At 59.3% G+C, this 23,349-nt stretch carries 19 protein-coding genes and 7 pseudogenes; 16 read left to right on the plus strand and 10 right to left on the minus strand.

The annotated features are described in order from the left end of the window. Positions 1-374 precede the first annotated feature (374 nt). Entirely contained in the window at positions 375-3,044 is a 2,670-nt protein-coding gene (locus GGD53_RS22825) for a hypothetical protein (protein ID WP_245441483.1), read from the plus strand. Positions 3,045-4,327: 1,283 nt separating this feature from the next. On the opposite strand, the pseudogene GGD53_RS22830 reads toward GGD53_RS22825, so the two are convergent. Continuing rightward, positions 4,328-4,684, minus strand: a pseudogene (locus tag GGD53_RS22830) (IS3 family transposase); the annotation flags it as partial. A gap of 93 nt (positions 4,685-4,777) precedes the next feature. Here GGD53_RS22830 and tssA point away from each other — a divergent pair. The 7 genes and pseudogenes from tssA to tssG all read left to right on the plus strand — a co-directional run. Then, the gene (tssA, locus tag GGD53_RS22835; RefSeq protein ID WP_004680423.1) at positions 4,778-5,770 is read left to right on the plus strand and encodes a type VI secretion system protein TssA; all 993 of its coding nucleotides are present in this window, start codon (positions 4,778-4,780) and stop codon (positions 5,768-5,770) included. Between the two features lie 35 nt (positions 5,771-5,805). Continuing rightward, a complete protein-coding gene (gene tssB, locus GGD53_RS22840; protein ID WP_085861378.1) occupies positions 5,806-6,360 on the plus strand; it encodes a type VI secretion system contractile sheath small subunit in 555 nt (184 codons plus the stop codon). Between the two features lie 2 nt (positions 6,361-6,362). Beyond that, the gene (gene tssC, locus GGD53_RS22845; protein ID WP_004680425.1) at positions 6,363-7,850 is read left to right on the plus strand and encodes a type VI secretion system contractile sheath large subunit; all 1,488 of its coding nucleotides are present in this window, start codon (positions 6,363-6,365) and stop codon (positions 7,848-7,850) included. 115 nt (positions 7,851-7,965) lie between these two features. Then, on the plus strand, positions 7,966-8,499 hold the full coding sequence (locus GGD53_RS22850; RefSeq protein WP_004680426.1) for an Hcp family type VI secretion system effector: 534 nt from the start codon (positions 7,966-7,968) through the stop codon (positions 8,497-8,499). An 86-nt stretch (positions 8,500-8,585) separates the two neighbouring features. Next, a complete protein-coding gene (gene tssE, locus GGD53_RS22855) occupies positions 8,586-9,089 on the plus strand; it encodes a type VI secretion system baseplate subunit TssE (protein ID WP_004680427.1) in 504 nt (167 codons plus the stop codon). Continuing rightward, positions 9,089-10,975 carry a type VI secretion system baseplate subunit TssF gene (gene tssF / locus GGD53_RS22860; protein ID WP_008536039.1) on the plus strand — a complete coding sequence of 629 codons (1,887 nt, stop codon included), beginning with the start codon at positions 9,089-9,091 and terminating at the stop codon, positions 10,973-10,975. The genes tssE and tssF overlap by 1 nt, the downstream gene beginning before the upstream one ends. Next, positions 10,939-11,910: pseudogene (gene tssG / locus GGD53_RS22865) on the plus strand (type VI secretion system baseplate subunit TssG); the annotation flags it as partial. The gene tssF and the pseudogene tssG, both read left to right, overlap by 37 nt. A gap of 105 nt (positions 11,911-12,015) precedes the next feature. On the opposite strand, the pseudogene GGD53_RS32310 reads toward tssG, so the two are convergent. Next, a pseudogene (locus GGD53_RS32310) lies at positions 12,016-12,153 on the minus strand (CoA ester lyase); the annotation flags it as partial. A gap of 549 nt (positions 12,154-12,702) precedes the next feature. Here GGD53_RS32310 and GGD53_RS22870 point away from each other — a divergent pair. Next, entirely contained in the window at positions 12,703-14,730 is a 2,028-nt protein-coding gene (locus GGD53_RS22870) for a type VI secretion system Vgr family protein (protein ID WP_008536037.1), read from the plus strand. A gap of 457 nt (positions 14,731-15,187) precedes the next feature. On the opposite strand, the gene GGD53_RS32200 is transcribed toward GGD53_RS22870, so the two are convergent. After that, the gene (locus GGD53_RS32200) at positions 15,188-15,316 is read right to left on the minus strand and encodes a hypothetical protein (RefSeq protein ID WP_010068000.1); all 129 of its coding nucleotides are present in this window, start codon (positions 15,314-15,316) and stop codon (positions 15,188-15,190) included. Positions 15,317-15,446: 130 nt separating this feature from the next. On the opposite strand from GGD53_RS32200, the gene GGD53_RS22875 reads away from it, so the two are divergent. From GGD53_RS22875 to GGD53_RS22885, 3 genes are all read left to right on the plus strand, one after another. Next, entirely contained in the window at positions 15,447-16,418 is a 972-nt protein-coding gene (locus GGD53_RS22875; protein WP_004680431.1) for a hypothetical protein, read from the plus strand. A 525-nt stretch (positions 16,419-16,943) separates the two neighbouring features. After that, positions 16,944-17,249: a hypothetical protein gene (locus GGD53_RS22880; RefSeq protein WP_004680432.1), complete on the plus strand. Its 306-nt coding sequence runs from the start codon at positions 16,944-16,946 to the stop codon at positions 17,247-17,249. Positions 17,250-17,318: 69 nt separating this feature from the next. Continuing rightward, positions 17,319-17,537, plus strand: coding sequence for a hypothetical protein (locus GGD53_RS22885; protein ID WP_037147006.1), 219 nt, complete (start codon positions 17,319-17,321; stop codon positions 17,535-17,537). A 341-nt stretch (positions 17,538-17,878) separates the two neighbouring features. Here the strand turns inward: GGD53_RS22885 and GGD53_RS22890 are convergent, their stop codons facing one another. After that, complete coding sequence (locus GGD53_RS22890; RefSeq protein WP_004680434.1) at positions 17,879-18,178, minus strand: hypothetical protein; 300 nt, start codon at positions 18,176-18,178, stop codon at positions 17,879-17,881. Positions 18,179-18,434: 256 nt separating this feature from the next. After that, complete coding sequence (locus GGD53_RS22895) at positions 18,435-18,890, minus strand: phasin (RefSeq protein WP_184459122.1); 456 nt, start codon at positions 18,888-18,890, stop codon at positions 18,435-18,437. A 435-nt stretch (positions 18,891-19,325) separates the two neighbouring features. Here GGD53_RS22895 and GGD53_RS22900 point away from each other — a divergent pair. Continuing rightward, positions 19,326-19,497 (plus strand): annotated as a pseudogene (locus tag GGD53_RS22900) (IS66 family transposase); the annotation flags it as partial. A 26-nt stretch (positions 19,498-19,523) separates the two neighbouring features. Here the strand turns inward: GGD53_RS22900 and GGD53_RS22905 are convergent. The 3 genes and pseudogenes from GGD53_RS22905 to GGD53_RS31950 all read right to left on the minus strand — a co-directional run. Then, a complete protein-coding gene (locus GGD53_RS22905; protein ID WP_010005427.1) occupies positions 19,524-20,021 on the minus strand; it encodes a helix-turn-helix domain-containing protein in 498 nt (165 codons plus the stop codon). Between the two features lie 98 nt (positions 20,022-20,119). Then, a complete protein-coding gene (locus GGD53_RS22910) occupies positions 20,120-20,578 on the minus strand; it encodes a hypothetical protein (protein ID WP_011053402.1) in 459 nt (152 codons plus the stop codon). A 136-nt stretch (positions 20,579-20,714) separates the two neighbouring features. Beyond that, positions 20,715-20,789: pseudogene (locus GGD53_RS31950) on the minus strand (DUF5372 family protein); the annotation flags it as partial. Here GGD53_RS31950 and GGD53_RS22915 point away from each other — a divergent pair. Continuing rightward, positions 20,754-21,020: a hypothetical protein gene (locus GGD53_RS22915; RefSeq protein WP_185185231.1), complete on the plus strand. Its 267-nt coding sequence runs from the start codon at positions 20,754-20,756 to the stop codon at positions 21,018-21,020. The pseudogene GGD53_RS31950 and the gene GGD53_RS22915 overlap by 36 nt on opposite strands. Before the next feature lie 787 nt (positions 21,021-21,807). Here the strand turns inward: GGD53_RS22915 and GGD53_RS22920 are convergent. Beyond that, positions 21,808-21,984, minus strand: coding sequence for a DUF3606 domain-containing protein (locus GGD53_RS22920; RefSeq protein WP_008536033.1), 177 nt, complete (start codon positions 21,982-21,984; stop codon positions 21,808-21,810). A 474-nt stretch (positions 21,985-22,458) separates the two neighbouring features. Between GGD53_RS22920 and GGD53_RS22925 the strand changes: the two genes are divergently transcribed. Beyond that, positions 22,459-22,653, plus strand: coding sequence for a hypothetical protein (locus GGD53_RS22925; RefSeq protein ID WP_010068053.1), 195 nt, complete (start codon positions 22,459-22,461; stop codon positions 22,651-22,653). 58 nt (positions 22,654-22,711) lie between these two features. Continuing rightward, positions 22,712-22,822 (plus strand): annotated as a pseudogene (locus GGD53_RS22930) (IS630 family transposase); the annotation flags it as partial. A 209-nt stretch (positions 22,823-23,031) separates the two neighbouring features. Here GGD53_RS22930 and GGD53_RS31955 read toward each other — a convergent pair. Next, positions 23,032-23,222 (minus strand): annotated as a pseudogene (locus GGD53_RS31955) (IS630 family transposase); the annotation flags it as partial. Positions 23,223-23,349: the final 127 nt, after the last annotated feature.

A 23,349-nucleotide genomic window follows, 5' to 3' on the forward strand; every position in this document is an offset into this window, starting at 1 on the left:
CAGTCGCGCCCCTTGCACTCTGGTTAAGTCGCTTGAGCCCCTGATAAATTCTGACCTTCCGTCAGCAGTCGGTGCCCGACAGCTGACCCCTTGTTTCCTGAAGGCCATATCCCAGGGGGGTGAGCATGGTTGACAGGGACCCTCGGACTAAGGGGCAGGGCTCTTCGCGGCCGGATGAGGGCCGGCACCCAGCGGATCAAAGAGCGCAGTCTTCAGTGGCGCGTGTCGATCAAGTGGCCGACAACTTCAATTCGGACGACATCTGGCAAGAGAATTCGGTATTGCGTTACGTGGAAAGGCTAAGCGTCGACCAGCCAAGCCCGCCGACCGAGCTTCAAAGCCCTGAAGAACAAACCCCGCAAATGATGGCTGACATGACGGAACTGACGAGAGTTCCGGTCGTCCCGGCAGAGACCGCGTTCAACCTCACGAGGACAACAGATGAATACAATAATGCCGATCGCACTATTCACCTCGTCGAGGGCCAGCCGCTGGAGACTGGCCCTCAGCGCGGGGGGCTGCATGGCCTTGGGAATTTAGAAGCCTCAGCGGTTGCCGGGCCCACCGAGGTGCCGGGTGGAAGAGAGGAGCATTCGGCCATGTCCGAGGTGCCCGCGGAGCCCAGCGATCCGACCGGTGGCGGGCGCAAGAGGCGGACTACTGAGAAGGACGCAGATCCCAGGCCCAGCCGCAGGCAGACGTTATATGCTCAAAGGCCGCTGGCGTTGGCGCCTGATCTCAGCGCCGCGAATGCCGGCATAATCGTGGGGGCCTCAACGGGCGATCTCGTCAATCGAGCGGCGTTCCGGACGGTGTCGGCCCAGGACCAGGCGAGGCTGGACGAAATCGCCAGGCAGACACCGCGGCAGTCGAGGCAGAGCAAGGGGGCGTGGGCGGACGCGCTGAAGGCGGCCCATCCCAATCTCAGCGCCGCCGATGCCGCCGTAATCGTGGGCGTCGTAAAGCGGGTTATCGCCAGGAGGGCGGCGTATCGAACGGTGTCGGCCCAGGACCGGGCGAGGCTTGACGAGATCAAGGCGGCGACACCGCAGCTGCCGGGGCAGAGCAAGGGGGCGTGGGCGGACGCGCTGAAGGCGGCCCATCCCGATCTCAGCGCCGCCGATGCCGCCATAACCGTGGGCTCTTTTAAGGACGATATTGCAAGGAGGACGGCGTTCCGGACGGTGTCGGCCCAGGACCAGGCGAGGCTGGACGAAATCGCCAGGCAGACACCGCAGCTACCGGGGCAGAGCAAGGGGGCGTGGGCGGACGCGCTGAAGGCGGCCCATCCCGATCTCAGCGCCGCTGATGCCGCCATAATCGTGGGTGCCGTAAAGCAGGATATTGCTAAAAGGGCCGCGTTCCAGACGGTGTCGGCCCAGGACCAGGCGAGACTGGACGAAATCGCGGCGGTGACACCGCGGCTGCCGGGGCAGAGCAAGGGGGCGTGGGCGGACGCGCTGAAGGCGGCCCATCCCGATCTCAGCGCCGCCGATGCCGCCATAATCGTGAATGCCGTAAAGCAGGATATTGCTAAAAGGACAGCGTTCCAGACGGTGTCGGCCCAGGACCACGCGAGGCTGGACGAAATCGCCAGGCAGACACCGCAGCTACAGGGGCAGAGCAAGAGGGCGTGGGCGGACGCACTGAAGGCGGCCCATCCCGATCTCAGCGCCGCCGATGCCGCCGCCATCGTGGGCGCCGTAAAGCGGGTTATCGCCAGGAGGGCGGCTTTTCAGACGGTGTCGGCCCAGGATCAGGCGAGGCTGGACGAAATCGCTAGGCAGACACCGCGGCTGCCGGGGCAGAGCAAGGGGGCGTGGGCGGACGCGCTGAAGGCGGCCCATCCCGATCTCAGCGCCTCCGATGCCGCCATAATTGTGGGTTCCGTAAAGCATAATATTGTAAAAAGGGCGGCGTTCCGGACGGTGTCGGCTCAGGACCAGGCGAGGCTGGACGAAATCGCCAGGCAAACACCGCGACAGTCGAGGCAGAGCAAGGGGGCGTGGGCGGACGCGCTGAAGGCGGCCCATCCCGATCTCAGCGCCGCCGATGCCGCCACAATCGTGGGCGCCTTAAAGGACGATATCGCCGTGAGGGCAGCGTTCCGGACGGTGTCGGCCCAGGACCGGGCGAGGCTGGACGAAATCGCGGCGGTGACACCGCGGCAGGGGCGGAGCAATGCGGCCTGGGCGGACGCGCTGAAGGCGGCCCATCCCGATCTCAGCGCCGCCGATGCCGCCACCATCGTGGGCGCCGCAAAGGACGAAATCGCCAGGAGGGCGGCGTTCCGGACGGTGTCGGCCCAGGACCAGGCGAGGCTGGACGAACTCGCTAGGCAGACACCGCAGCTGCCGGGGCAGAGCAATGCGGCCTGGGCGGACGCGCTGAAGGCGGCCCATCCCGATCTCAGCGCCGCCGATGCCGCCGTAATCGTGGGTGCCATAAAGCAGGATATTGCTAAAAGGGCGGCGTTCCGGACGGTGTCGGCCCAGGACCAGGCGAGGCTGGACGAAATCGCGGCGGCAACACCGCGGCAGGGGGGGAGCAATGCGGCCTGGGCCGATGCGCTGAAGGCGGCCCATCCCGATCTCAGCGCCGCCGATGCCGCCACCATCCTGGGCACCTTTAGGGACGATATCGCCAGGAGGGCGGCGTTCCGGACGGTGTCGGCCCAGGATCAGGCGAGGCTGGACGAGATCAAGGCGGCGACACCGCAGCTGCCGGGGCAGAGCAAGGGGGCGTGGGCGGACGCGCTGAAGGCGGCCCATCCCGATCTCAGCGCCGCCGATGCCGCCATAGTCGTGGGTGCCGTAAGGCGCGATATCGCCGTGAGGACGGCGTTCCAGACGGTGTCGGCCCAGGACCAGGCGAGGCTGGACGAAATCGCTAGGCAGACACCGCAGCTGCCGGGGCAGAGCAAGGGGGCGTGGGCGGACGCGCTGAAGGCGGCCCATCCCGATCTCAGCGCCGCCGATGCCGCCATAATCGTGGGTGCCTCGAAGAAACGGATAGCCAGGAGGGCAGCGTTCAAGGTGATATAGGACGGCTCATGACTCATCACCACATTCCCTAGGAACTGCACCATCATGTGCGTTGGTTGTCCACCACGGGATTGCATGAGCATGTGAGAGCGCCGAATTTTTCTTCAGTCTGGAGGCCAATACCTGGCTCGAGATCGATATTTAGGGGCACGACGGCCGGCGCATTCCGGCTGACTAACACGCCGAGAGCGACCTCGTCTTCGACGGTCGGGAGCGCAGAATGTCGGCTCGCATGCCGCTGCGACCATCAGCCCGCTCCTCGCAAGATTGGCGCCAAGGCCGCCGTCGAACGATGGCGACGAGGCAAGTTTTTCCAAAACTTTCTTTAGCATAGAGGTAGAAGGATCGCTACAGCGGGGTTGCAGTGCGCGGGCGGCTAGGGTGACTAAGTGCGTGCACTCCACGACCGTCAAACGGGGTCGGTGTCCGTCAATTCGAAATCGCAGGGATCTGCACGAGAGACCGCGTGGTTGCCCTGCACGACTAATGGAAGCAGGGTCGACAGTCACGTTGGGATGCGGTAGGTGCGCGATAGAACGGGGGATTGGCGGCGGGACTCGATTCTTTTTAGAAGATCACGCAAAGCCGCATCACACCCATTGTCAAAAGTAAATACCGCGACGATGGTTATTAACCTTCGACTTCCGTCGAAAACGGCAATGGCGCTCACGAAGGAGGCCGGCCGCTGCGAAACCCCGCCATCTCCGCACCCCACTCCTTCGCTCCAACTGGGAGCAAAATGAATGAGGCAACGTGCGAATCTCGGGGAGCATCGTTACATGCGGTCAATACGGATCTCATCCAGATTGTCGCCCTATATGCCTCGTGCGGCGGTCCGGCGGAGCGCAGGAGTATAATGCCGTTGAAGTGCTCGAGCCGTTCTACCACTGACGCCGGGTCGCTGCACGCGCGATGGACCGCCGGCTGGCCGCTCGTTCGATGAGGGTCCGCGCGCCGACACCCCCAAGAGCGATCGCCGAGGACGCCATCCACCTTATGCAGCAACTGGCGCGGAGGCGGCCGCGCGAAGACTTCGTAGTTGGAGGCCTTCAGGCTCACGTTTGCAACGGTACTCCGCAGGTTGCCCTTTGCAACGACTGCCCGACGATGTCAATTCAATCTGGCTGAGCTTGTACCGTCAAGTTTATCCAGTTTGGGGTTCGCTCCAGCGGTGGGTTGCGCATCTGCGGCGGCATCGGCGGGTTTAGGTGCGGAGACCATTCCGGCTGCGCAGCACTGCATCACGTCGCGGGTTGCCGATCTGGGCGAACTCTGCAGGGTTAGTTAGCCGAGGCCAGAGTGCTTGGCTTGCCACGCTCCTCGATAACCCGATCCAGTCCACAGGCGACCGCAGGCCGGAGAGCGAAGTATCGGCGACGAGAGTCCGGCTTTCCTCACGACCATCAGAAGCCTGAACCCGCGCCAACGATCATTGGCAGCCAGCGGGATCAACACCAACGCTTGCCTTTCGCTCGTTTCCGGCCACGGCGCTTGCGCATCGTGAGCTTCTCCTCCCGATGGACCCGGAAGAGCTTCTTGTTGTTCACAAGGTGTCCCTCGCGCCTGAGCAGCACATAGCTGCGTCAAGATCCGAAGCGGCGGCATTCACGCCCCAAGCATTCACGACATATACGAATGTCGATTGTGCATGAGCAATCGCGTCTGCTCATTGCTAAACATTGAGAAACAGAGGCGCGACGATCTTTTATGTCGGGAAAACTGGGATTTGGGTCATGCTCGATGCAGATCATCTATTAAAACCGATCAGCGACGGCAACGCATGCGGGGATGCTCTCGATTACGATTTGAGCTTCCTGGAGCTGGAGATAGCGTCGCATGGCAAGCCGCACCAGCAGATAGGCGACTCCATCGCCACCGAGGAGGCTCCCGATTGGACAGAGGTGTGGCGGCTTGGCCTCGACCTTTCTGCCCGCACTAAGGATCTAAGAGTCGGAATCTTGCTCACACGATCCGCCCTCAGTCAGTTCGGCTTCTCTGGTCTAAGTCGGGGGCTTGAGCTGCTCGCGGCCTATGTCGAGCTCTACTGGTCAGAGCTACATCCGCGACCGGATCCAGAAGATGACGAAGATCAGACCGTTCGCCTCAACGCTCTAGCGAGCCTCTGCGATCTCTCCGGGCTCTTGGCAGAAATACGCCAAGTCCCACTCACCTCCTCCAGGCAATTCGGGACTTTTACGCTCCGCGATTGGGCTGGTGCGCTACGGTCCCAATCTACGGAAATTGATCGTTCGACCATCGAGCACGCCTTCATCGACACCGATCCACTGCAGCTCGAGCAGATCAGCACTGGTCTCCACGCCAGCCTGGCAGCCGCCACCCATCTAGACGCGAGTGTTCGGCAGCACGTCGCGAGTGACGAGGCCGTTCGATTCGACCCTCTGATAGTGCTACTCACCCAGGCCAAGGATCTGGTCGACGCCCATCGGAAAAGGGCCCAGCCTGCAGCCCCGGCATCTCCATTGCCAGACTCTAGCAAGGCCTCTTACCCCGAAGTGATCCGCAACCGCGATGACGTTGTCGAAATTCTTGGCCGCATTTGCCACTGGTACCAGGTGAATGAGCCCGCGAGCCCGCTGCCAGCCCTCCTGGAGCGCGCGCAGCGACTTGTCTCGAAGGACTTCATGGCTCTTATCAAAGAGTTGGCGCCAGAAGGGGTTGCCCAATACCGTTCGATTGCCGGTCTGGCGGTCGGCGAGGGCACGTGACGTGCGCAATCTTCCCTATCAGGAGAGTGGAACACATGACAAAGGCGAGTAGTCAAAAGTTCATCGCGCGGGTTCGTCCGCCTCGCGTACAGATCGAATACGACGTCGAGACCTATGGCTCTCAGAAGAAGGTTCAGCTTCCCTTCGTGGTCGGCGTGATGTCCGACCTCGCCGGCAATGCTGCCGAGCCGCTTGCCCCTGTCGCGGAGCGCAAGATGATGGAGATCGATATCGACAATTTCGATGATCGGCTCAGATCGCTGAGGCCCAGGGTGGTGATGCGGGTGCCGAACCTATTGACCGGAGAAGGCCAACTCGCTGTCGACTTGACGTTCGAGCGGCTCGAAGATTTCTCGCCGGCGGCCGTGGCGCGCAAGGTCGACAGCCTTAGCAGGCTGCTCGAGGCGCGAACGGAGCTCTCCAATCTGCTGGCCTATATGGACGGTAAGAACGGTGCCGAAGAGTTGCTCACCCACTTCCTCGCGGATTCGGCACTGCTAAGCGCCCTCGGCAATGGCATCGAGACTGAGAAGCCTGATGCATTGGTTGCCGCTCCGCCATTGGCATCCCCAGACACAGAGGAGGACTGATCATGATGCCTGCAGATGCCACAGATGTACAGGTCGCCACCGTTGATCTCGGCGATTTCACCCGCATGCTTCGATTCGAGTTCAAGATCCGCTCGGACCACTCCCGTGACTTGGTGGAGAGTGCCGTCCGAACACTGGCCGAGCAGGCACTTCAAAACACGTCGCTAATCAGCGACGATGTCGTCACGACTATCCAAGCAATGATTGCTTCGATCGACCAGAAGCTTTCTGCACAACTCAACGAGATCCTCCATCACGAAAATTTCCAGCGCGTGGAATCAGCTTGGCGGGGCTTGCATCACCTTGCCATCAACACCGAAACCGATGAAACGTTGAAGATTCGCGTTCTCCCAGTTTCAAAGGTGGAGATGTCCCGAACTCTGCGGAAATATAAGGGTGTCACCTGGGATCAGAGTCCGCTATTCAAAAAAATTTACGAAGACGAATACGGCCAAATCGGCGGTGAACCCTATGGCTGCCTGATTGCCGACTACTATTTCGACCATACCCCACCGGACGTAGAGTTGCTTTCGGGACTGGCGCAGATCGCGGCGGCGAGCCACTCACCGCTTATATCTGCCGTCTCACCACATCTGCTGCAGATGGATTCTTGGCGTGAGCTTGCGAACCCGCGTGACATCACAAAAATCTTCCTCACGCCCGAACATGCCCCTTGGCGGGCGTTCCGCGAGAGCGAGAACTCTCGGTACGTGGCCCTGACCTTACCACGCACCCTTGGCCGGCTGCCCTACGGGGCCAAAACCAACCCGGTCGATGAATTCGCCTTCGAGGAGGACACAGACGGCGGCGACAGCGAGAAATACCTTTGGACGAACGCAGCCTACGCCATGGGCGTAAATATCACGCGCTCGTTCAAGCTCTATGGCTGGCTCTCCAGAATTCGTGGCGTCGAATCCGGCGGCTTGGTCGAGGGTCTGCCGGTACATACCTTCCGCAGCGACGACGGTGGCGTCGACCTAAAATGCCCCACTGAGATCGCGATCAGCGACCGCCGTGAGGCCGAACTGTCCAAAAACGGTCTTCTACCGCTGTTGCACCGCAAAAACACGGACCTCGGCGTATTTATTGGCGCTCAAACTATTAACAAGCCGGTCAAATACGAAGACCCCGACGCGTCAGCGAACGCCGAACTCAGTGCCCGGCTACCCTACATCTTCGCAACCTGCCGCTTCGCACATTATTTGAAGTGTATGGTCCGGGACAAGATTGGCACGTTCAAGGAGCGCCACGAGGTCGAGGAGTGGCTCAACCAATGGATTCAGGGCTATGTCCACCCCTCGCCCGAGCTTGGGAGCGAAGAGAGTAAGGCACAGCAGCCGCTCTCCTCAGCCGAGGTCAAGGTGGAAGAGGTCGAAGATAATCCCGGATATTACGTTGCGAGATTTTACATGCGGCCACACTACCAGCTCGAAGGCCTAACCATCTCTTTGAGACTTGTCTCGCGCCTGCCATCCGCCCGCAAGGACTGAGAAAACCCGCAGATGATTGTGCTCCGTTCTCGGCGCCAAAACTCCGGAATAGCTGCCCCGGGCTGGCCGATGCAATCCAGGCCCAATCAGATCAACGAGAAAAGGAAAGTCCATCATGGCGTTCGACGCGGTTATAAAATTCACGCAAGCGTCCAAGGACGGCATTTTGCCCAAGGGCGAATCTATCATTCTAAAGGACGGTATCACCCTAGCGGACGAATGGAGCTTTTCACTCGAAAACAAGCTGAACATTGGGCCTCATACCGCCGGGGCGGGCGCGGGCAAGGCCGAATTCGAGGTCTTCACTATCAAGAAGCAGGTGGATACGTCATCGCCCTCTCTGTACGTTGCCTGTGGTCGCGGCGCCCACTTCAATAGCGTCGAACTGAAACTTTTCAAAGCGACGGGGAGCGGACAAGCTACATCAGAATCGAACCTGTTCTTGCACTGGAGTTTCAACATGCTGGTAGTCGAGAAGGTCGAGTGGTCCTATGCGGAAGAGGCCCCCGAGGAGACGATCACATTCCGGTTCGGCGCCTGCAAGGTCATTTATTACAGGCAGGATGAAAAAGGCGCTCTTACCAAAGCTGGCGAGGGCATCTGGAACCAAATCGCGAACAGCACCGACTTCAATAGGCTCGTCGGCTGATGGGGCCATCGGCAACCCGGGAATATTCGGGGCTGCGCGCGAAAACGACAGATCGACTCGTCGCCATTGCACCTGGAGATTGTAACATGGGCAGAGATGTTAAGCGGGATCTCGTGCAACCATCCCTCCTGGACCGGCTTACGGACGATGAGCCGCGCAGCTCGTGTGAAGCGCAGGACAAGCGCAGCTTCTCTGTTCGCCAACTGGAAGAGGTGATTCTACGCGATGTTTCCTGGTTGTTGAACACCAATCAATTGGGTGCAACCGTAGATCTACAAGCGTACCCTCACGTAGCGGCCAGTGCACTTAATTATGGTGCCTGGCCTCTCAGCGGACAAATTCGCGAAGGCATGGATAAGAGCGCATTGCGCGAAGCGATAATCGAGAGCCTTCAGCGCTTTGAGCCGCGTCTCTTACCGGACACCCTGAAGGTCACGGTCCTGGACGATGGTCAGGGTTGCGGCACTTTTCGCTTTAGGATCGAAGCCGATCTGTGGGCGCAGCCATTGCCGGTGCGAATGGTGATGCGTACGGAGGTAGATTCCGAGCTCGAATCCGCCCGCGTTCATCTCGGTACAGAGATAAGCTGATGGATCCCCGGCTCCTGCGACTGTACAACGACGAACTTGCTTATATGCGCGAGATGGGGGCCGAGTTCGCCCGTGCATTCCCGAAGGTCGCCGCCCGGCTCGGGATGGAATCAGCGGAGGTCGCCGACCCCTACGTCGAGCGGCTTCTGGAAGGCTTCGCTTTCATGGCGGCGCGGGTGCAATTGAAGCTTCAGTCTCGCTTTCCGGAATTCACCCAGCACCTCCTGGAGATGGTCTATCCGCATTTTCTACCGCCGCTCCCCTCGATGACGATCGTCCGTTTCGAGCCCGACCAGGATGCCGGACGACTTGAAAATGGATACCTCGTGCCGCGGGGAACCAAGCTTTTGGGCCGTCTTGCTCCGGGCGCCGTCACACATTGCGAGTTCCGCACGGCCCATGATGTGCATCTCTGGCCAATTGTGGTGAGCGCTGCCGATTATTTTTCGACGCCGGGGCAGATCGCCGCACTGGATCTTCCGGCCCGGCAAGATGCGAAGGCTGCTTTGCGACTACGCCTTCGTACCACCAATGGCATGCCGTTCAATAAACTCGGACTAGAGGCTCTCACACTGCACCTAACAGGCCCCGGTGGCATCGGCGCCGCACTCGCCGAACAGCTTCTCGGTGACGCATGCAATATCATAGCCCGTCCGGTCGGCCGGCCTATCCCTTGGCAGGAAAAGATTCCGGTTCATGCGCTGCAGCAACGCGGTTTGGAGCCGAGCTGTGCTCTCCTGCCCGAGGTGCCACGCTCTTTCGACGGGTACCGTCTCCTACAGGAGTATTTCGCCCTCGCGGAGCGGACGTTGTTCGTCGAGGTTAGCGGGCTGGCAGACGCAGTAGCCCTGTCAACTGCCGAGACCCTTGAGATCGTCTTCGCACTCAGACGTGTCGAGCCACGGCTGGAACGACAGCTCGGGCCCCAAAATATCGTTCTCTTCGCAACGCCCGCGATTAATCTCTTCGAACGCCAGGCAGATCTCGTCCACGTGAGCGACAAGAACACCGAGCATCATGTGATTGTTGACAGGATGAGGCCGCTCGACTTTGAGGTCCACTCGATCCTCGAGATGAGCGGAGACGGGGCGAAAAACGAAGCGGCTCCCGTGAGGTTCTACCCGTTCTATAGCATCAGCGCGCACGGTCAGGAGGAGCAGCATTCCAGATACTACGCGATCCGCCGGGAGCAGCGCCTCATGTCGGAGCACCAGCGTCTAAATGGCGCGCGGACTGGCTACATCGGCAGCGAAACGTTCGTTTCTCTAGTTGATCGCCAGGCGGCTCCCTATTCGGCGGAACTCCGGCATTTGTCTGTAAACTGCCTGTGCTCGAACCGGGATCTGGCGCTGCTGCTGCCGATCGGCCGGGACGAGACAGACTTCACCCTGGAAATCGGCGCTCCAGTTACCGCCACCCGGTGCGTATCGCCCCCGAGCCGACCGCGCCACTCCTTCGCCAATGGCGATATCACTTGGCGATTAATTAGCCATCTTTCACTGAACTACCTCTCGATCAGCAATTCCGATAGGAACGACCACCGGGGCGCAGAAGCGCTACGTGAACTCCTCCGCCTCTACGTCGATCCAGTCAATGCCTTCGCCTCACGGCAGATCGACGGGATCCGGGAGATTCGGTCCAGGCCTGCGGTCAGGCGATTGTCCAGCGGTGGACAAGCCGCCGTAGCACGTGGGATTGAGGTTGGTATCATCCTGGACGAAGCGGCCTTCGAAGGCGTTGGCATCTTTCCGCTCGCCTCCGTGCTCAACCAGTTCTTCGCGAAATACGTATCCATCAACAGCTTCACCGAGATGGTCGTCTCGACGCTACAGCGCGGGGAGGTAATGCGATGGCCGACGATGGCCGGCCGCCGGGCGATCCTTTGATTTCGGGGGCACTCGGCGACTTCCTAAGCTCGCTCAGGGCCGAACCGCATGCCTGCGACTTCTTCCAGGCTCTGCGGCGGATCGATGCAATCTGCTCAGATCGGCCTCGGCTGGGAGAATCGAGCGGTCCCAGCCTGGATCGCGTGCGGATCGCCCAGCAGCCCTCCCTTGCATTTCCGACTCGATCGATCGCGGGCGTGACTGCGCACGAGGAGAACGACCCCGTAATCTCCACCTACGCCTTCGGCTTGTTTGGACCCCACGGTCCCCTCCCATTGCATCTGACGGAGTACGCCCTTCTCCGGCAGCACAACGCCGCGGATGAGACGCTGATCCGATTTGCTGATACCTTTCATCATCGAATGGCCTCGTTCTTCTTCCGCGCATGGGCGGAGGGCGAACCGACCGTGAGCTATGACAGGCCACAAGAAGATCGATTTGCCCTTCAGCTCGGCGCGCTAGCCGGCTTCGGGATGACCTCCCTGCGCGCGCGGGATGCTATGCCTGATCTGGCCAAACTCCACTTCACCGGCCGTCTCGCCTCACACACCCGCAACGCCGAGGGGCTCGCTGCCATCCTCGCCAGCTTCGTCGAGGCGCCGGTTGATATCCGTGAATTTGTCCCAAAGTGGGTGGATCTGCCCCGCATATCGCTCTGCCTCCTGGGCCGCGACCCGGCCACGGGCACGCTGAACAGCAACGCTATTGCAGGTGCGAGGGTCAGAGTGTGGCACCATCGGTTCCGACTCATTGTGGGTCCCCTCAGCCTGGCTCATTACGAATCGCTTCTGCCCGCAGCTCCCGGCCTTAAGTCGATAGCGGAGATCATCTGCAACTACCTTGGAGATGAACTTGACTGGGAGATTAACCTCGTTCTCCGTCAGGAGCAGGTCCCGGAAGTGCAGTTGGGTCGCTGCGGCAGACTCGGATGGTCCAGTTGGATGGGCAAGAGGAAAACGCGCCAGCACGCCGATGACTTGACAACTACCCCGACTGACCGGGGCCCACCGGCTGCCGCATGGCACTCTCCTGAAACGGACATCCATGATGCGGCGGGCCCGCTCGACCTTCTTTTCGGGCGGGGAGAAGATCTCCTTGGCGAGATCGATCTGGAACGGGTGAATGGCCCACGTAACCTCGATACCAAGTGCGGCGGCACGGCGGGCGGCGGCTTGGAAGGCCCGTTATGACAAGCATCGGAAGCTCGACTCTCTTCAGTAAGCTCAACGCAAACTGCAATGGGACCGCCAAGGCCCTTTGCAAAATTCGCCGTGACGCCTCTTTGGAACGTTATCGCCATTTTGACGCCCTTGAGGCTTCAGCAGCGGAGAGGCCTATCGAGCCGACGATCGCGGCGAAACTCGACCACCGTGGTTGTCCGCTCGGGCGCTGCGCCCTGGGCCTGGTTGAATCTTCCAGGAGACACGTCGTCGCTAGCACCGCCGGAATCCGCCAACTCATCGATGTTACAAGGCCGCATGGCGAGATTTGGGTGGGACTTAGCGTGGGTGAGTTCCAAGAGACCCACACGCTTTCTTCACCCCGCCCTCCCCCGCTTGGCTCTGACGATGCGGGCCAGCAAGACATCTTGGCTGAGCAACGGTCGGCGATTTCGATGCACGAAATAAACGCTTTTCGGCATCTTCGCCGATGGCTTCGGCAGCATCCTACTCACGCCATCGGGCGCAACCGCGCCTTCTCATCAAATCTGCGGAACACACACCACCATGGTCGAGTCAAGAATCGAGAGTCTCTTAAGGCACAATCGTTTTGTTGCGGTCACTTCGGCCGCGTCCGAGTTGAATGAAATCTCTCTCCGGCGGCTCAGTGGCACCGAGCGGCTGGGGGAACCTTTCCTCTACGAGGTGAAGCTCGCCAGCCGCAATCCAGTTCAGAACTTTGCTACGATCCCCGGTCAAAACCTGACAATCGGCCTTAAGCTCAAGGACTCGCAAACGCGCTTCTTCAACGGTGTTGTTACGCGCTTCCAATATCTCGGCCTCGACGATACCGAGCACCTCAACTACGTGGCGCAGGTGCGGCCGTGGATTTCATTGCTCGAGCATCGCTCTAACAGTCGGGTCTTTCAGAACAAGACGAGCATCGAGATCATCACCACGATTTTTCGAGAACATAAAGGCAATTTCAAGAATCAGACCGCCCGACGGTTCCCACAGCGCCCATATTGCGTCCAGTACGATGAAACGGATCTGGCCTTCGTCAGCCGCCTCATGGAGCAGGACGGCATCTACTACTATTTTGAACATGCTGAGGACCAACATGACCTGGTGCTGGTCGACAACGCCGCGAGTCACATGGCCTGCACGCCTGAGATCGTAGAGACCCACCACAATCTCAGGCCTGCCCGAAGTCTTTACCAAGAAGATGTCATCCTGCATTGGGACGAGGTCGTATCGCTACAGCCGAACAAGGTCGTTCTCAGGGACTATGACCATGAGAAGCCGATGGCAGAACTGACGTCTGTCGCGCGTGTTCCTCCCGTGAGGACAGGCGGCATTCCGCCATGCAAGCTCACGGGAAGCGCCATCACCCGACCGCGGGAGAGCGTGGCGGTCAGAACGGGCGAGACCTCGTCGGCAAGCAGCGGCTGCACGGCAATGCGGGAGGTCTTCGAGTATCCAGGCCAGTATACAAAAAAAAGCGATGGCGATTTCTACGCCACCATCCGTGCCGAGGAACTCGCCTGCAACGCTTATCGCGCGCGGATCGAAAGCACTGCGCGCCAGATAACGACCGGGTCATTATTCAAGGCGGCAAATCCCTTCTACTACGGCCAGGTCGGTTCCCGCCCGAAACCCACCGATCGCTTCCTGGCAGTCGGACAGGACTTCACTGTCATCGGTGAGGTGGGGGACGATCTCACTGCGGACACCGTGGGGGGGAAGGGCGTGCGGTTCCTCTATCACAGCAACGTAGAGATTATCCCCGCGACCACCCAGTACCGACCGAGGCGCCGCACACCGGCGCGGTTGATTCACGGACCGCAGACGGCCGTCGTCGTGGGCCCCGAGGGCGAGTCGATCGCGACGGATAAGTACGGCCGTGTGAAGGTTCAGTTCTTCTGGGACCGAGAAGGCGGAAAGAACGAGAACAGCTCCTGCTGGATTCGGGTGGCCCAGAACTTCGCTGGTAAGGGTTTTGGCAACCTGGTCGTCCCACGGATCGGCCATGAGGTCGTGGTTGATTTCATCCACGGCAATCCCGACACGCCCCTGGTGACCGGCGTCGTATACAATGGCTCAAATCTGCCGCCTGAAACCCTGCCGACCGACAAAACGCGGTCGACCTTCCGGACGCATACCGATGGCGGCGCCGCTAATGCCTACAATGAACTGCGCTTTGAGGACAAGCAGGGCCGTGAGGAGGTCTATTTGAAGGCCCAGAAGAATCATACCGTCGAGGTCGGGAATATCTACAGCATCGACGTCAAGAGACACTTCCTCCTGACCTCGGGCGGCGCCGCGCCCGACTCCCCTGCCGCAGCGGCCTTAGGTAGCCGCGTCGAGGTAACACCCGACAAGATCCGCCTTGTAGTATCGGGCAGAACCGGCCCGCAGGCCATCGAAATCAGCGGCGATGGGATCGCCATTATCGGCACGATGATTGGCGTTATGGCAACGCCTCCGCGGCTCGGGTCCATCGTCTCCATGCCGCCGCCGACACCGGGTCCACCCACGCCGTCGATAATGAAGCTTATTGCGACACTCGGGCTGCCGCCTGTTACGCCCGAGTGACACGATGTCAAGGTGAACTGGTTCTGGGCCTCGGCTGTCCGGAAGTCGTTGCCTTTAAGTCGGCAGGGCCCTGCAGGCGTAGAGAAAAAGCGTAACGGCTTCGGCGTCGTAAGCTGACCTACCAAATCAACGTGACACTGCGAGATTGCCCGAAAATGAGGAAAGGTTATCGCGCGTGAGCGTTTGTTCCGGGAACTTGCGCCTCAGTTAGATGGAGTTGCCACGCGAAATCGGCCGCAAGCGGCTCCAAATGCGTCTGGTTTAGGTCTCCACCAAGCTGGAACTGGTGGATGAAATACCTTTATCACTCGGCGTCACGAAATTGCGATCAGGGGCGCGGGCGGCGCAAAAATCAGCGTTCTCGATCTGGGCGTTACAGCGCTGCTTTGCAGGGCGGGCTCTCGCCTCGAAGCGCTTCTGGCGGAGCGTGGCCGCCTCGAGCAGCAGTCGAAGCCTTTCACCATGCTCGAAGGTGTCTCGCTTCTATTTGCGTTTCGAGTTCCTGATAGGCGCTGGCCATGCCTGTCAGGCCGAGTTTGCGCAGCATGTCAATGGTGGGATTGTTCAACGTCGCGATAAAAATCATGCGCTGTCCAGCTCGAGGGAGGACGCTGGCCATGCCCCCGAAGCATAACGGGATACGAATTTGGTATTGGAAGGAAAGGTCGCGACGGAAGTAACATCAGCAGTGACGCAATGACCTAAGGAACGACGCAATGTACGGCAGAAGGCAGGGGGGTGTTGGCAATAGTTCCGAACAAGGCGGTGAAGACACCTTTAACTGGGTTGAAGGCTTGACTGGCTCCTCGTCCGGCGAAGCGGCACTGAAAGAAATTTTACTGGCCTGGGCGGAAGACGGGCAGCAGGAGCAGGACGAGGACCGGCACGAGGCAATGGCACGGATCGAGGCCTGGACGGAAACCCGCAATTTTCGTGCCCCCCTGAACTTAACATCGCTGTCCCTAACGGCACTGCCCCCCACCTTACCGGCCGGCCTCCAGCGGCTCAACGCCAATGACAACCGGTTGGGCAGGCTGCCCAACAACCTCCCGCCCGGTCTGCGAAAGCTCTCTGCCTGCGACAACCAGCTGACCACGCTGCCTGAGGTTCTTCCGGACATGCTCGAGACGCTCTACGTCGACGGCAACCGGCTGACCAGATTGCCGAACGAGCTTCCTTCCGGACTAAAGTATCTCTACGTCAACCACAACCGGCTGACCAGTTTGCCCGATAACCTGCCGCCTGAGCTCAGGGAGCTTCATGTCACCCGCAACGAAATCGCGCACCTGCCGGAGAATCTCCCCCTCGAATTGACGGATCTCCGCGCCGAACTCAATAATATAATTCGCCTGCCCGAGCGCCTTCCTGCAAAGCTCACGAGGCTCGAAGTCCCTCACAATGAACTGACTAGCCTACCCGAGGACCTCCCGGCCACCCTAAAGTGGCTCAGCACCGACAGTAATGAACTGACCCACCTGCCCCCTAACCTGCCGAGGGGGCTGGAGGAGCTTAGCGTTCGTGGAAACAACCTGAGAGGACTTGGCGACGGGCGAACTGCACTGCCGTACATTCTGTCGCAGCTTCCGCCTCATTGCAAAGTGTACCTGAATAACAATCCGCTGCCAGATCGACTGCGGGCGCACCTGAGCGCGCAAAGCGGGACGAGCCTTCCGCAGATCTTTTTGTGATGCTGCCTGACAAACGGGCCAAACTAGGTCCCTGCGTTTTGAGTAAAAGGCCTTTTGCCGAAGCCATGGCGGTGGGGTGCAGGCCAGGTATGACGCGTGCGGATCAAAAACAATGAGTTTGCAGGTTTATGCCGCTCGCCGGAATGTGTTGAGTTGTGGAAGCAACAGACGTCTCACTGAAGACTATGGCCGGAAAGCCCAGGCTCGGCACTTGTGTCCTTCGGGCGACCTTGCATGCGAGCCAGTTCGTACAAAGGATTACCCGCTATCGCGTACCAGGAGGTGCGACGCTTACGGCCTAGAGGCATTGCCGCCGGTTGGAACGTTCGGAAGCTGGACCCAGATTTCAACAGGCCTCAAGCGCATCCACCATTTCCACATGGTCCACCCCCAGCATCGCGTATTCGTTGATCTAACTACCCGAGACTCCAGCCTACGGGCCTATTTGCATTCGTCGGCGATCGACGACTCTGTCGCCTATTAGTTGAAATAGGGTTTCGTGGCGAGCCAGCAGAGGAACAGCCCATGGATGAGAAAAACAGCCCCATTGTTTGCATCTCGGGTGTAGACGAACGAAAGCTCGGCGCCGCTCTAATCGCGGTCCAATCGGCATTTAGTGTCGCGATTGCGGAACTATCGAAGCTTCACAAAGGGAACAGTCCTCAGTGGTTCGAAGACCTGGAGGAGGTGGTAATCGCTAACGCAAAAGGCACAGTCACCGAGGGCATCTCGCTGGATGTCGAGGTGGAAAGCCTCAAATTCGGCATCGACGTCCTTCGGGCGATCTTAGATGTCAGCCGCGTTGAGCTAGGCTTTGCAGCAAAGGAATAACCTTTCGCCCAAACGAGGTCTCGATGCTATTTGGCGCCGGAGATGTTCGATGCACACTCGAACCTTCGCATGAGTACCGCGCTCGTCGCCAAAGTCGCCCGCATCGTCACCAAATGGTACGGTCGTCCGACAAACCAGGAGGTCTTGCCGCAGATGATCGACGATACGACCTATGCATGGCGCACCGGCGTTTTTGAGGCAACGCGCGTTTTCCATGCGGAAGACCCGGGCGGACCAACCTTCATCGGGGGCAATTTGCGCAAGCCGGACTCCCATGGAAGACAATAACTTGTCGGACGCTGGGCGCACGAGACTGAGGGACTCAGCGTTGAAGATGTGCCGACAAGCTCGGCATTAGCGATGCACCCTGTATAGCGGGCAGCGACCGCCTTGCCATGCTTGAAGATGCCCTGAGCCGACACGCCCACAGTTGATAAAGATGTCGACTCAGTACCGCCGGCCGCTCCTCACCTTCTACCTTGCTGAGCCGCCAGCCATTGCGGCTCGTGGCAAGGATTTTTCGGACTCTTCCCGAGAATATGCACAACGCGACGCAGCGCTTGTCGACCCGCTGTTTCGTGAAGTTCGCGCTCGCCAGGAAATGGTGCGTGATGAGCCCTTTGTAAGAGTCACCCTTGCGCCGGCAGTCCGAGACCTCCCCGTTCATCTGGTTCGTCGTCTGGAATCGCAATCGATCGATGATCGACCTCCGCCCCTTCGTCGCAGGGATACACATCAAGTGGCATTGACCTGGACAGCGACCGCTCGCGCTGGAGCGCCGAATACCGGCGGCGCATTTCACCGGACGCAATCGACCCTGCCGTCCAAAGAGCGACCAGTTCCATGAAACCCGGGTCTTCATCGATCCGGATTCCTCGCGCCTTCCAACGCGCGATGACCCGCTCGGCTATGTCCCTGCGTGAATCCATTACCACTTCCCTGCCCCCTGCCCCCTACGCGGTTAGATACCAAGATGGTGGGTTCTTCGCCAGTTCAAACCGTCCAATATGTCACGCCGGCCGCCCGCGATCCGTTTTCAGGAGCTTGTTAGCTGGAGCTATCGAGATCGCAGGACACACTTTCCAGCTCTCTCCCGACCTGATGGTCCCCGTCACCATCTTTTCCGTCCATGAATAAGGTAGGCCGCCCCCGATCAGTCCAGGCGATTTAAGTGCGAGTCCGCTTTTACGTCGCCTTGAGGTCCGTCAGCACCTTGTCAAAAGCATCCTTGACCGGCTTTGAGATTTCCTCCACCGCCCTGCTTGAGAGCACCCGGACTTCCTTGGCGTGCTGCAAACTTGTCTCAACCCGCTTGCGGAAAAAGGTCGACTGCTGTTCGAGGATCTGCGACGGCGAATTCGCGCCCAGCAAAGCTTGCAAATGTGAGAAGCCGGCCTCGGCGTCGGCCTGCAGTGCAGCGATCGTCTTCCACCACAATTCGTTGCCGAATAGACTTGTCGTTTCGAGGATCGGAGGCAGCATTTTCTGTGTCGCTTCAGCGCCGGACGCAAATTTCAAAAGAGCCTCTGTCACCTTCTTGTTCCCCTTTTCAACAGATGCGGCGAACTGATCTGGCACCTTGAGCGACGATGACCCCGGGTTTTCGATCGTTTCAAAGGATCTTTCGGAAATCTTGGTCATTGCATTTTCCTTCTCTTTGAGTTGGTTGCAAGCTGTGACATCGGGATTGACCCTTCCGCCGGCGGATGCATGGCCGCTTGGTAGAACGCGGATCCGATGACGAACGGTCAGGTGGCCTCCGTTCCGTTCGTTTCATGAACCGGCATAATGCAGACTGCTTTCTGCCGCTTGTAACCAGGGATCAGCAAACACCATGCCAACTGCTCCGACGCGCCAAGAAGATGATTTTCTTTTATCAATGGGCGGGTTGAGGGCAGGTTGATGTGTATTTGAGGGAGAGACCGGCGAACAAAACGTTCCAATCACGACAAACCTGACAAAAGTGGCGGATGCCCGACATTTGCGAGAAATGTCGACGGTTGCGCTGGGGACAAGGGAATTCACGTGGACTTCAAATCGCGCCAAGGATCATGTGCCTGTTCGTGGCTAAGGGGCGTTACCCGGAAAATCAAAACTCGCGGAGCTCTCCGCTATTCCATATCGCGCCGCGATATCTTCGAGCGCTTCCTGAAAGACGGCCGCGTCGAAGTGGACTCCACATGTTGAGCGGGCAATCAAGCCCCAGGCGTTAAGAAAAAATAGCCTGTTTGCTGAAGGTGACGAGGGCGCGACATACTCCTCATCTGATGATGTCTATAAAAGAGGATTTTGAACCGGATCCTGAGATATCGGACGCCGGGATCGCCTGGCATCGGCTTCGCGGCGCACGGTTTCGTGTTGAAGGTCGGAAAGCTGGATGATCCACGGCGCTCCGGTGCATAACTGGCGAGCGGGAAGGACACCGCTGCTGACCATCCGGTAGGCGGTAGCTCGACTCACCTTTAGAATGTCGGCGGCCTCGTCGAGGGTTCTCTCACCGCGTTCGGCCCGTTCACCTTCTCGATAGACGGAGATGCCGTGGATGTTGCGAAGACTGCAGACGTGGCTTCGCGTCCAGCTGGCGCCATGCCCTGTCCGCTTGCCGGATCGATTCAAGATCGCTGCGATCGACAAATCGGGCAACTGCCTCGCCAAGTTGCGAACGAGATCGACAACATCAGCCTTAACTGCCCAGCGGGTCTGGCCGATCTTGTTTTTCTTCACCGTCATCCGGGTGTGATCGCCACCCTGCCAATGAATGACGAGCGCCAATGTGTCGTCAACGGTATCGACAATGATTTCTTTGATCAGCAGCCGAATGATCTTTTGGCGTGTCTCGATAGACGCGTCGGGACCTGTGCCATGCCTTACTATAGATCGCTACCGAGCATCATCAATCTTGTACGGTCGTCGGCCGATAAAGCAGGCGTGTTACGGTCGGTCGAGAGCATCTCGAACTGGACCTCGAGATCACGCAATAGGATCAGCTTCTCATTCCAGCGCCGCTCCAGTTCGCCGGCGACCAACCGATTGCCCGGATCGACAGCATCATACTGGCGGCGCGCCCTGGCAGCCTCGTATTGTGCTTGCTTGATTAAGTTCTCGAGTTGCTGTTGATTGTCGCTATGACGCTGCGTGTGCGCCTCCATTGCCCGCAAGGCCGCCTCGATTCCCAGAGGTTGCAATCGCTCGAGCACCTCCTGCGCCACGGCCCGATCGACCCGCATGCCGCCGAACCCGATACAGTTGCCGACCGCCATGGCGCCGAACGTGCCGCGACAAACATATCGCTGCGTATTGCCGCCTTTCCCGGAGTATTGAATGTGCAATCGGCGACCGCAGCGACCGCAACGGAATAGTCAGGCAACAAAGCTTGGCGCGCAGTTCAACGAGTTTGGTTGCCGAAAGGCGCGGCGCAGCTACGATCTCGATCGAACTTGCCGCAGGATCAAACATCCATGCCGGAATTTGAAATGAACCACCGTGTGCCAGAATGAGCAGATAGTGAACGCCTTCGTGCTCATGGCTGCCGGTTACCAAGACGGTTTGGTCAACCAGTGGATGGAAGGGATAGGTGACCCTTGCTTCAAACGTCGGAAATCCGGCATTATGAACCCGGCTCGGAAGGCGGCGGCAGGACTTGGGCGACGATCGCGACGCTGCTTCAAACTGCATTTTGCCGCGCGCGGCAAAAGCACGTTTATACTGACCAGCAAACTATGCCGATTAACCGACTTTGCCAACGTTTCCGGCACCATAGCGGCCGCCTAGTCGGCATAGCTTTGGGTCTCTCCGTCGCGAAGGAGAGGACACATGAACGCAACTCAGGATCGCATCGCCCTATGCAGGAAGCTAGTCTACAGTCCACATCGGGACGACGATGCACGTGGCACTCGCTAAGCCTGTTTCGGGATCTGATCGACTGGCATGTCGGCAATGGAATACTCCGCAGGATTAGCGAGGTTCACGTCGACCGCTTCCCTGAGCATCGTTTCAAACACTGGAGACCCGACTCGGGCGATTGATCGGCGCTCCGCCGCTCGCCTTTGGCGTTACGGGAGAATGGCTTAATACCGACCGCGCTTCCTATTCAGCGCAGTGAGCACGAGAAGATCGACGATGCTGGCCGGTCCCAAAAACGGGATGGCAGCTTCTAGAAGTCGATTGAACGGACCGGTCGGGACCGGCGTCCGCACGCGGTGCCCCACGGTCTGTCGGCCTCTGAATTCTGTTCTGCAGGTAAAGTCAGCCGACGCCGTCGCGTATCGCGACTTTGGAGCTCGTTGGGTTCGCTCGCCAGCCCCTTCCTCATGCGATGCGGCTCCGCCCGTTTGCAAGAAACGCTCCGGCGTCCCAATACTTTTGGCTTTGCTCGACGGCGCTGTATCCCGCAGCTTCGATAGCCTTGCTCCGAAACGCTTCCTGCGGGGTCGTCAACTCCTGCAGTCAGGCGCCTTCCGCCGCTGCGTTATGATCCGTCGGAGCCAGACTTTCAGCGGCTGTTTCCGCCGCTGACTTTATGGCTGCGGACCCTCACGGTTGAACTCTCCAACCCGGATTAGTGCCGGTCGAGTTCGGCTTCGACCTTCTTGCGACTGTTGCCTACGTTCTTCACGGTCTTCTTCACCGCTTCCTTGGAAATGCCTTCCTTCCGGGCTTCGTACTTCACCTCGTGATCCTGACCACCTGCGACGCGAGCACGATCCTGGCTGGGGGCTTTGGATGTGGTTGCCATGGTGAGATCCTCCTAATGTCGGTCCTTACGAACGGGCGCCGATTCAATAAGTTCCGGCCTCCGTTATGGTGAGGCGCGCTTCGGCGATGTCGCGGACGCGCTGCACATGGCCTCGGGCGAGATGGTTCACTTCGACGATGAGATCGCGCAAGGCATATCTGCGACCGCAGTTAATCAGTAGCGGACAATTCTTCCCAGGCAGTTGGTACGGCTCGTCGTGTGCCTATGAGCAAACCCATGGATTGATTGTCATAGAAAGCAGGACTAGAACAACAGCGCTAATGCAGGAGCGCTCGGCATCCGAACGCAGAACAAGATCGCGGCGGAAGCCACGCAAGAGCGTCGTCTGCGAAGAGAAACCAAGCGGCTCGGCAGGTTGCGGCTAACCTCTGACCGAGTCGGCACCACGAAGGAGCCAACCCATCGGGGACAGATCCCCCTCAGCCGCTACATCAACGTGATTTGGAGTTTGGAATGGATCAATTTGCTACCGCCGACAACACCTCCGCAGCCGCTCGTCGCCGCGAAGCCAGGATTGCGAAGGGCTACAGCCTTGAGGACCTGGCCATCGCCACCGGACTTACGGTCGAGGAAATCGCAGCGGCCGAGGAACCCCTTCAGATCGTGCCTCAGCACCACCTCGAGCGCATTGAGCATGTGATCTCATAGCTTCCGTCGCCACCGGCACGCGGTCCCGGTTTAGGGGCCGCAGTCAACCACGGAGGGCGCGGAACGAAAGATCGATGCTCTATGGGACGTCCTAGGCGCATTGATGCTCCGCTTCACGCCGACAGAATGCGCAAACTACTTCAGGGCTGCTGGATATGAGCCGGATTGAACAGGATTTGCTCTAGTCGATATTGCGTCCAATTGAAGTGTCATCCGCCATTTTAAGATAACTGCAGAATCACTTAAAGAGAACATGGCACCAATGATCGCACAAACAACCGGTCCGCTTCTGCCAACCGACGCAGTTCCGATTGTCGCGATGTTCTTCTACGATATGGCGCAACTATCTGCTCGGTGGCTTAGGTAAGCCACCGCCGTTCGCGGCTTGTGGCTACTCATCCTGCCGGGCTGCGCTGTCCGTCGCGTCACGCGCCGCACCCAATCGATCGCGATGCTGATGCCAATGCGGAAGCGCTTGGACGCCGCCCGGCACCGCCGCCCGGCACCACACCCCTCCTGTATCACCGCTTCTACAACTTCTCGCGGTTATTCGAAACAGGTCTCGCCATCCAGCTCAGCCTCCTGACCGGCCAGAAGGATGAATCTGATTTGCGTCATAGGGAATCCTTCTCACGGGTCTACCTAAAATCATCCCGCTCTAAGCTTACGCGCACAACTCGCGGTTCAGCATGAACT

The organism is Rhizobium aethiopicum (assembly GCF_014197535.1).
Lineage (GTDB): Bacteria > Pseudomonadota > Alphaproteobacteria > Rhizobiales > Rhizobiaceae > Rhizobium > Rhizobium aethiopicum_A.

What these genes read in the sequence shown, in the direction of transcription:
- tssA (WP_004680423.1), top strand. Translation starts at nt 4,778, where the DNA reads ATGCTCGATGCAGATCATCTATTAAAACCGATCAGCGACGGCAACGCA.
- GGD53_RS22920 (WP_008536033.1), bottom strand. Translation starts at nt 21,984, where the DNA reads ATGGCAACCACATCCAAAGCCCCCAGCCAGGATCGTGCTCGCGTCGCA.
- GGD53_RS22870 (WP_008536037.1), top strand. Translation starts at nt 12,703, where the DNA reads ATGGTCGAGTCAAGAATCGAGAGTCTCTTAAGGCACAATCGTTTTGTT.
- GGD53_RS22925 (WP_010068053.1), top strand. Translation starts at nt 22,459, where the DNA reads ATGGATCAATTTGCTACCGCCGACAACACCTCCGCAGCCGCTCGTCGC.
- GGD53_RS22885 (WP_037147006.1), top strand. Translation starts at nt 17,319, where the DNA reads ATGAGTACCGCGCTCGTCGCCAAAGTCGCCCGCATCGTCACCAAATGG.
- tssE (WP_004680427.1), top strand. Translation starts at nt 8,586, where the DNA reads ATGGGCAGAGATGTTAAGCGGGATCTCGTGCAACCATCCCTCCTGGAC.
- GGD53_RS22880 (WP_004680432.1), top strand. Translation starts at nt 16,944, where the DNA reads ATGGATGAGAAAAACAGCCCCATTGTTTGCATCTCGGGTGTAGACGAA.
- tssB (WP_085861378.1), top strand. Translation starts at nt 5,806, where the DNA reads ATGACAAAGGCGAGTAGTCAAAAGTTCATCGCGCGGGTTCGTCCGCCT.
- GGD53_RS32200 (WP_010068000.1), bottom strand. Translation starts at nt 15,316, where the DNA reads ATGATTTTTATCGCGACGTTGAACAATCCCACCATTGACATGCTGCGC.
- GGD53_RS22825 (WP_245441483.1), top strand. Translation starts at nt 375, where the DNA reads ATGACGGAACTGACGAGAGTTCCGGTCGTCCCGGCAGAGACCGCGTTC.
- GGD53_RS22875 (WP_004680431.1), top strand. Translation starts at nt 15,447, where the DNA reads ATGTACGGCAGAAGGCAGGGGGGTGTTGGCAATAGTTCCGAACAAGGC.
- tssF (WP_008536039.1), top strand. Translation starts at nt 9,089, where the DNA reads ATGGATCCCCGGCTCCTGCGACTGTACAACGACGAACTTGCTTATATG.
- GGD53_RS22895 (WP_184459122.1), bottom strand. Translation starts at nt 18,890, where the DNA reads ATGACCAAGATTTCCGAAAGATCCTTTGAAACGATCGAAAACCCGGGG.
- tssC (WP_004680425.1), top strand. Translation starts at nt 6,363, where the DNA reads ATGATGCCTGCAGATGCCACAGATGTACAGGTCGCCACCGTTGATCTC.
- GGD53_RS22850 (WP_004680426.1), top strand. Translation starts at nt 7,966, where the DNA reads ATGGCGTTCGACGCGGTTATAAAATTCACGCAAGCGTCCAAGGACGGC.
- GGD53_RS22890 (WP_004680434.1), bottom strand. Translation starts at nt 18,178, where the DNA reads ATGGATTCACGCAGGGACATAGCCGAGCGGGTCATCGCGCGTTGGAAG.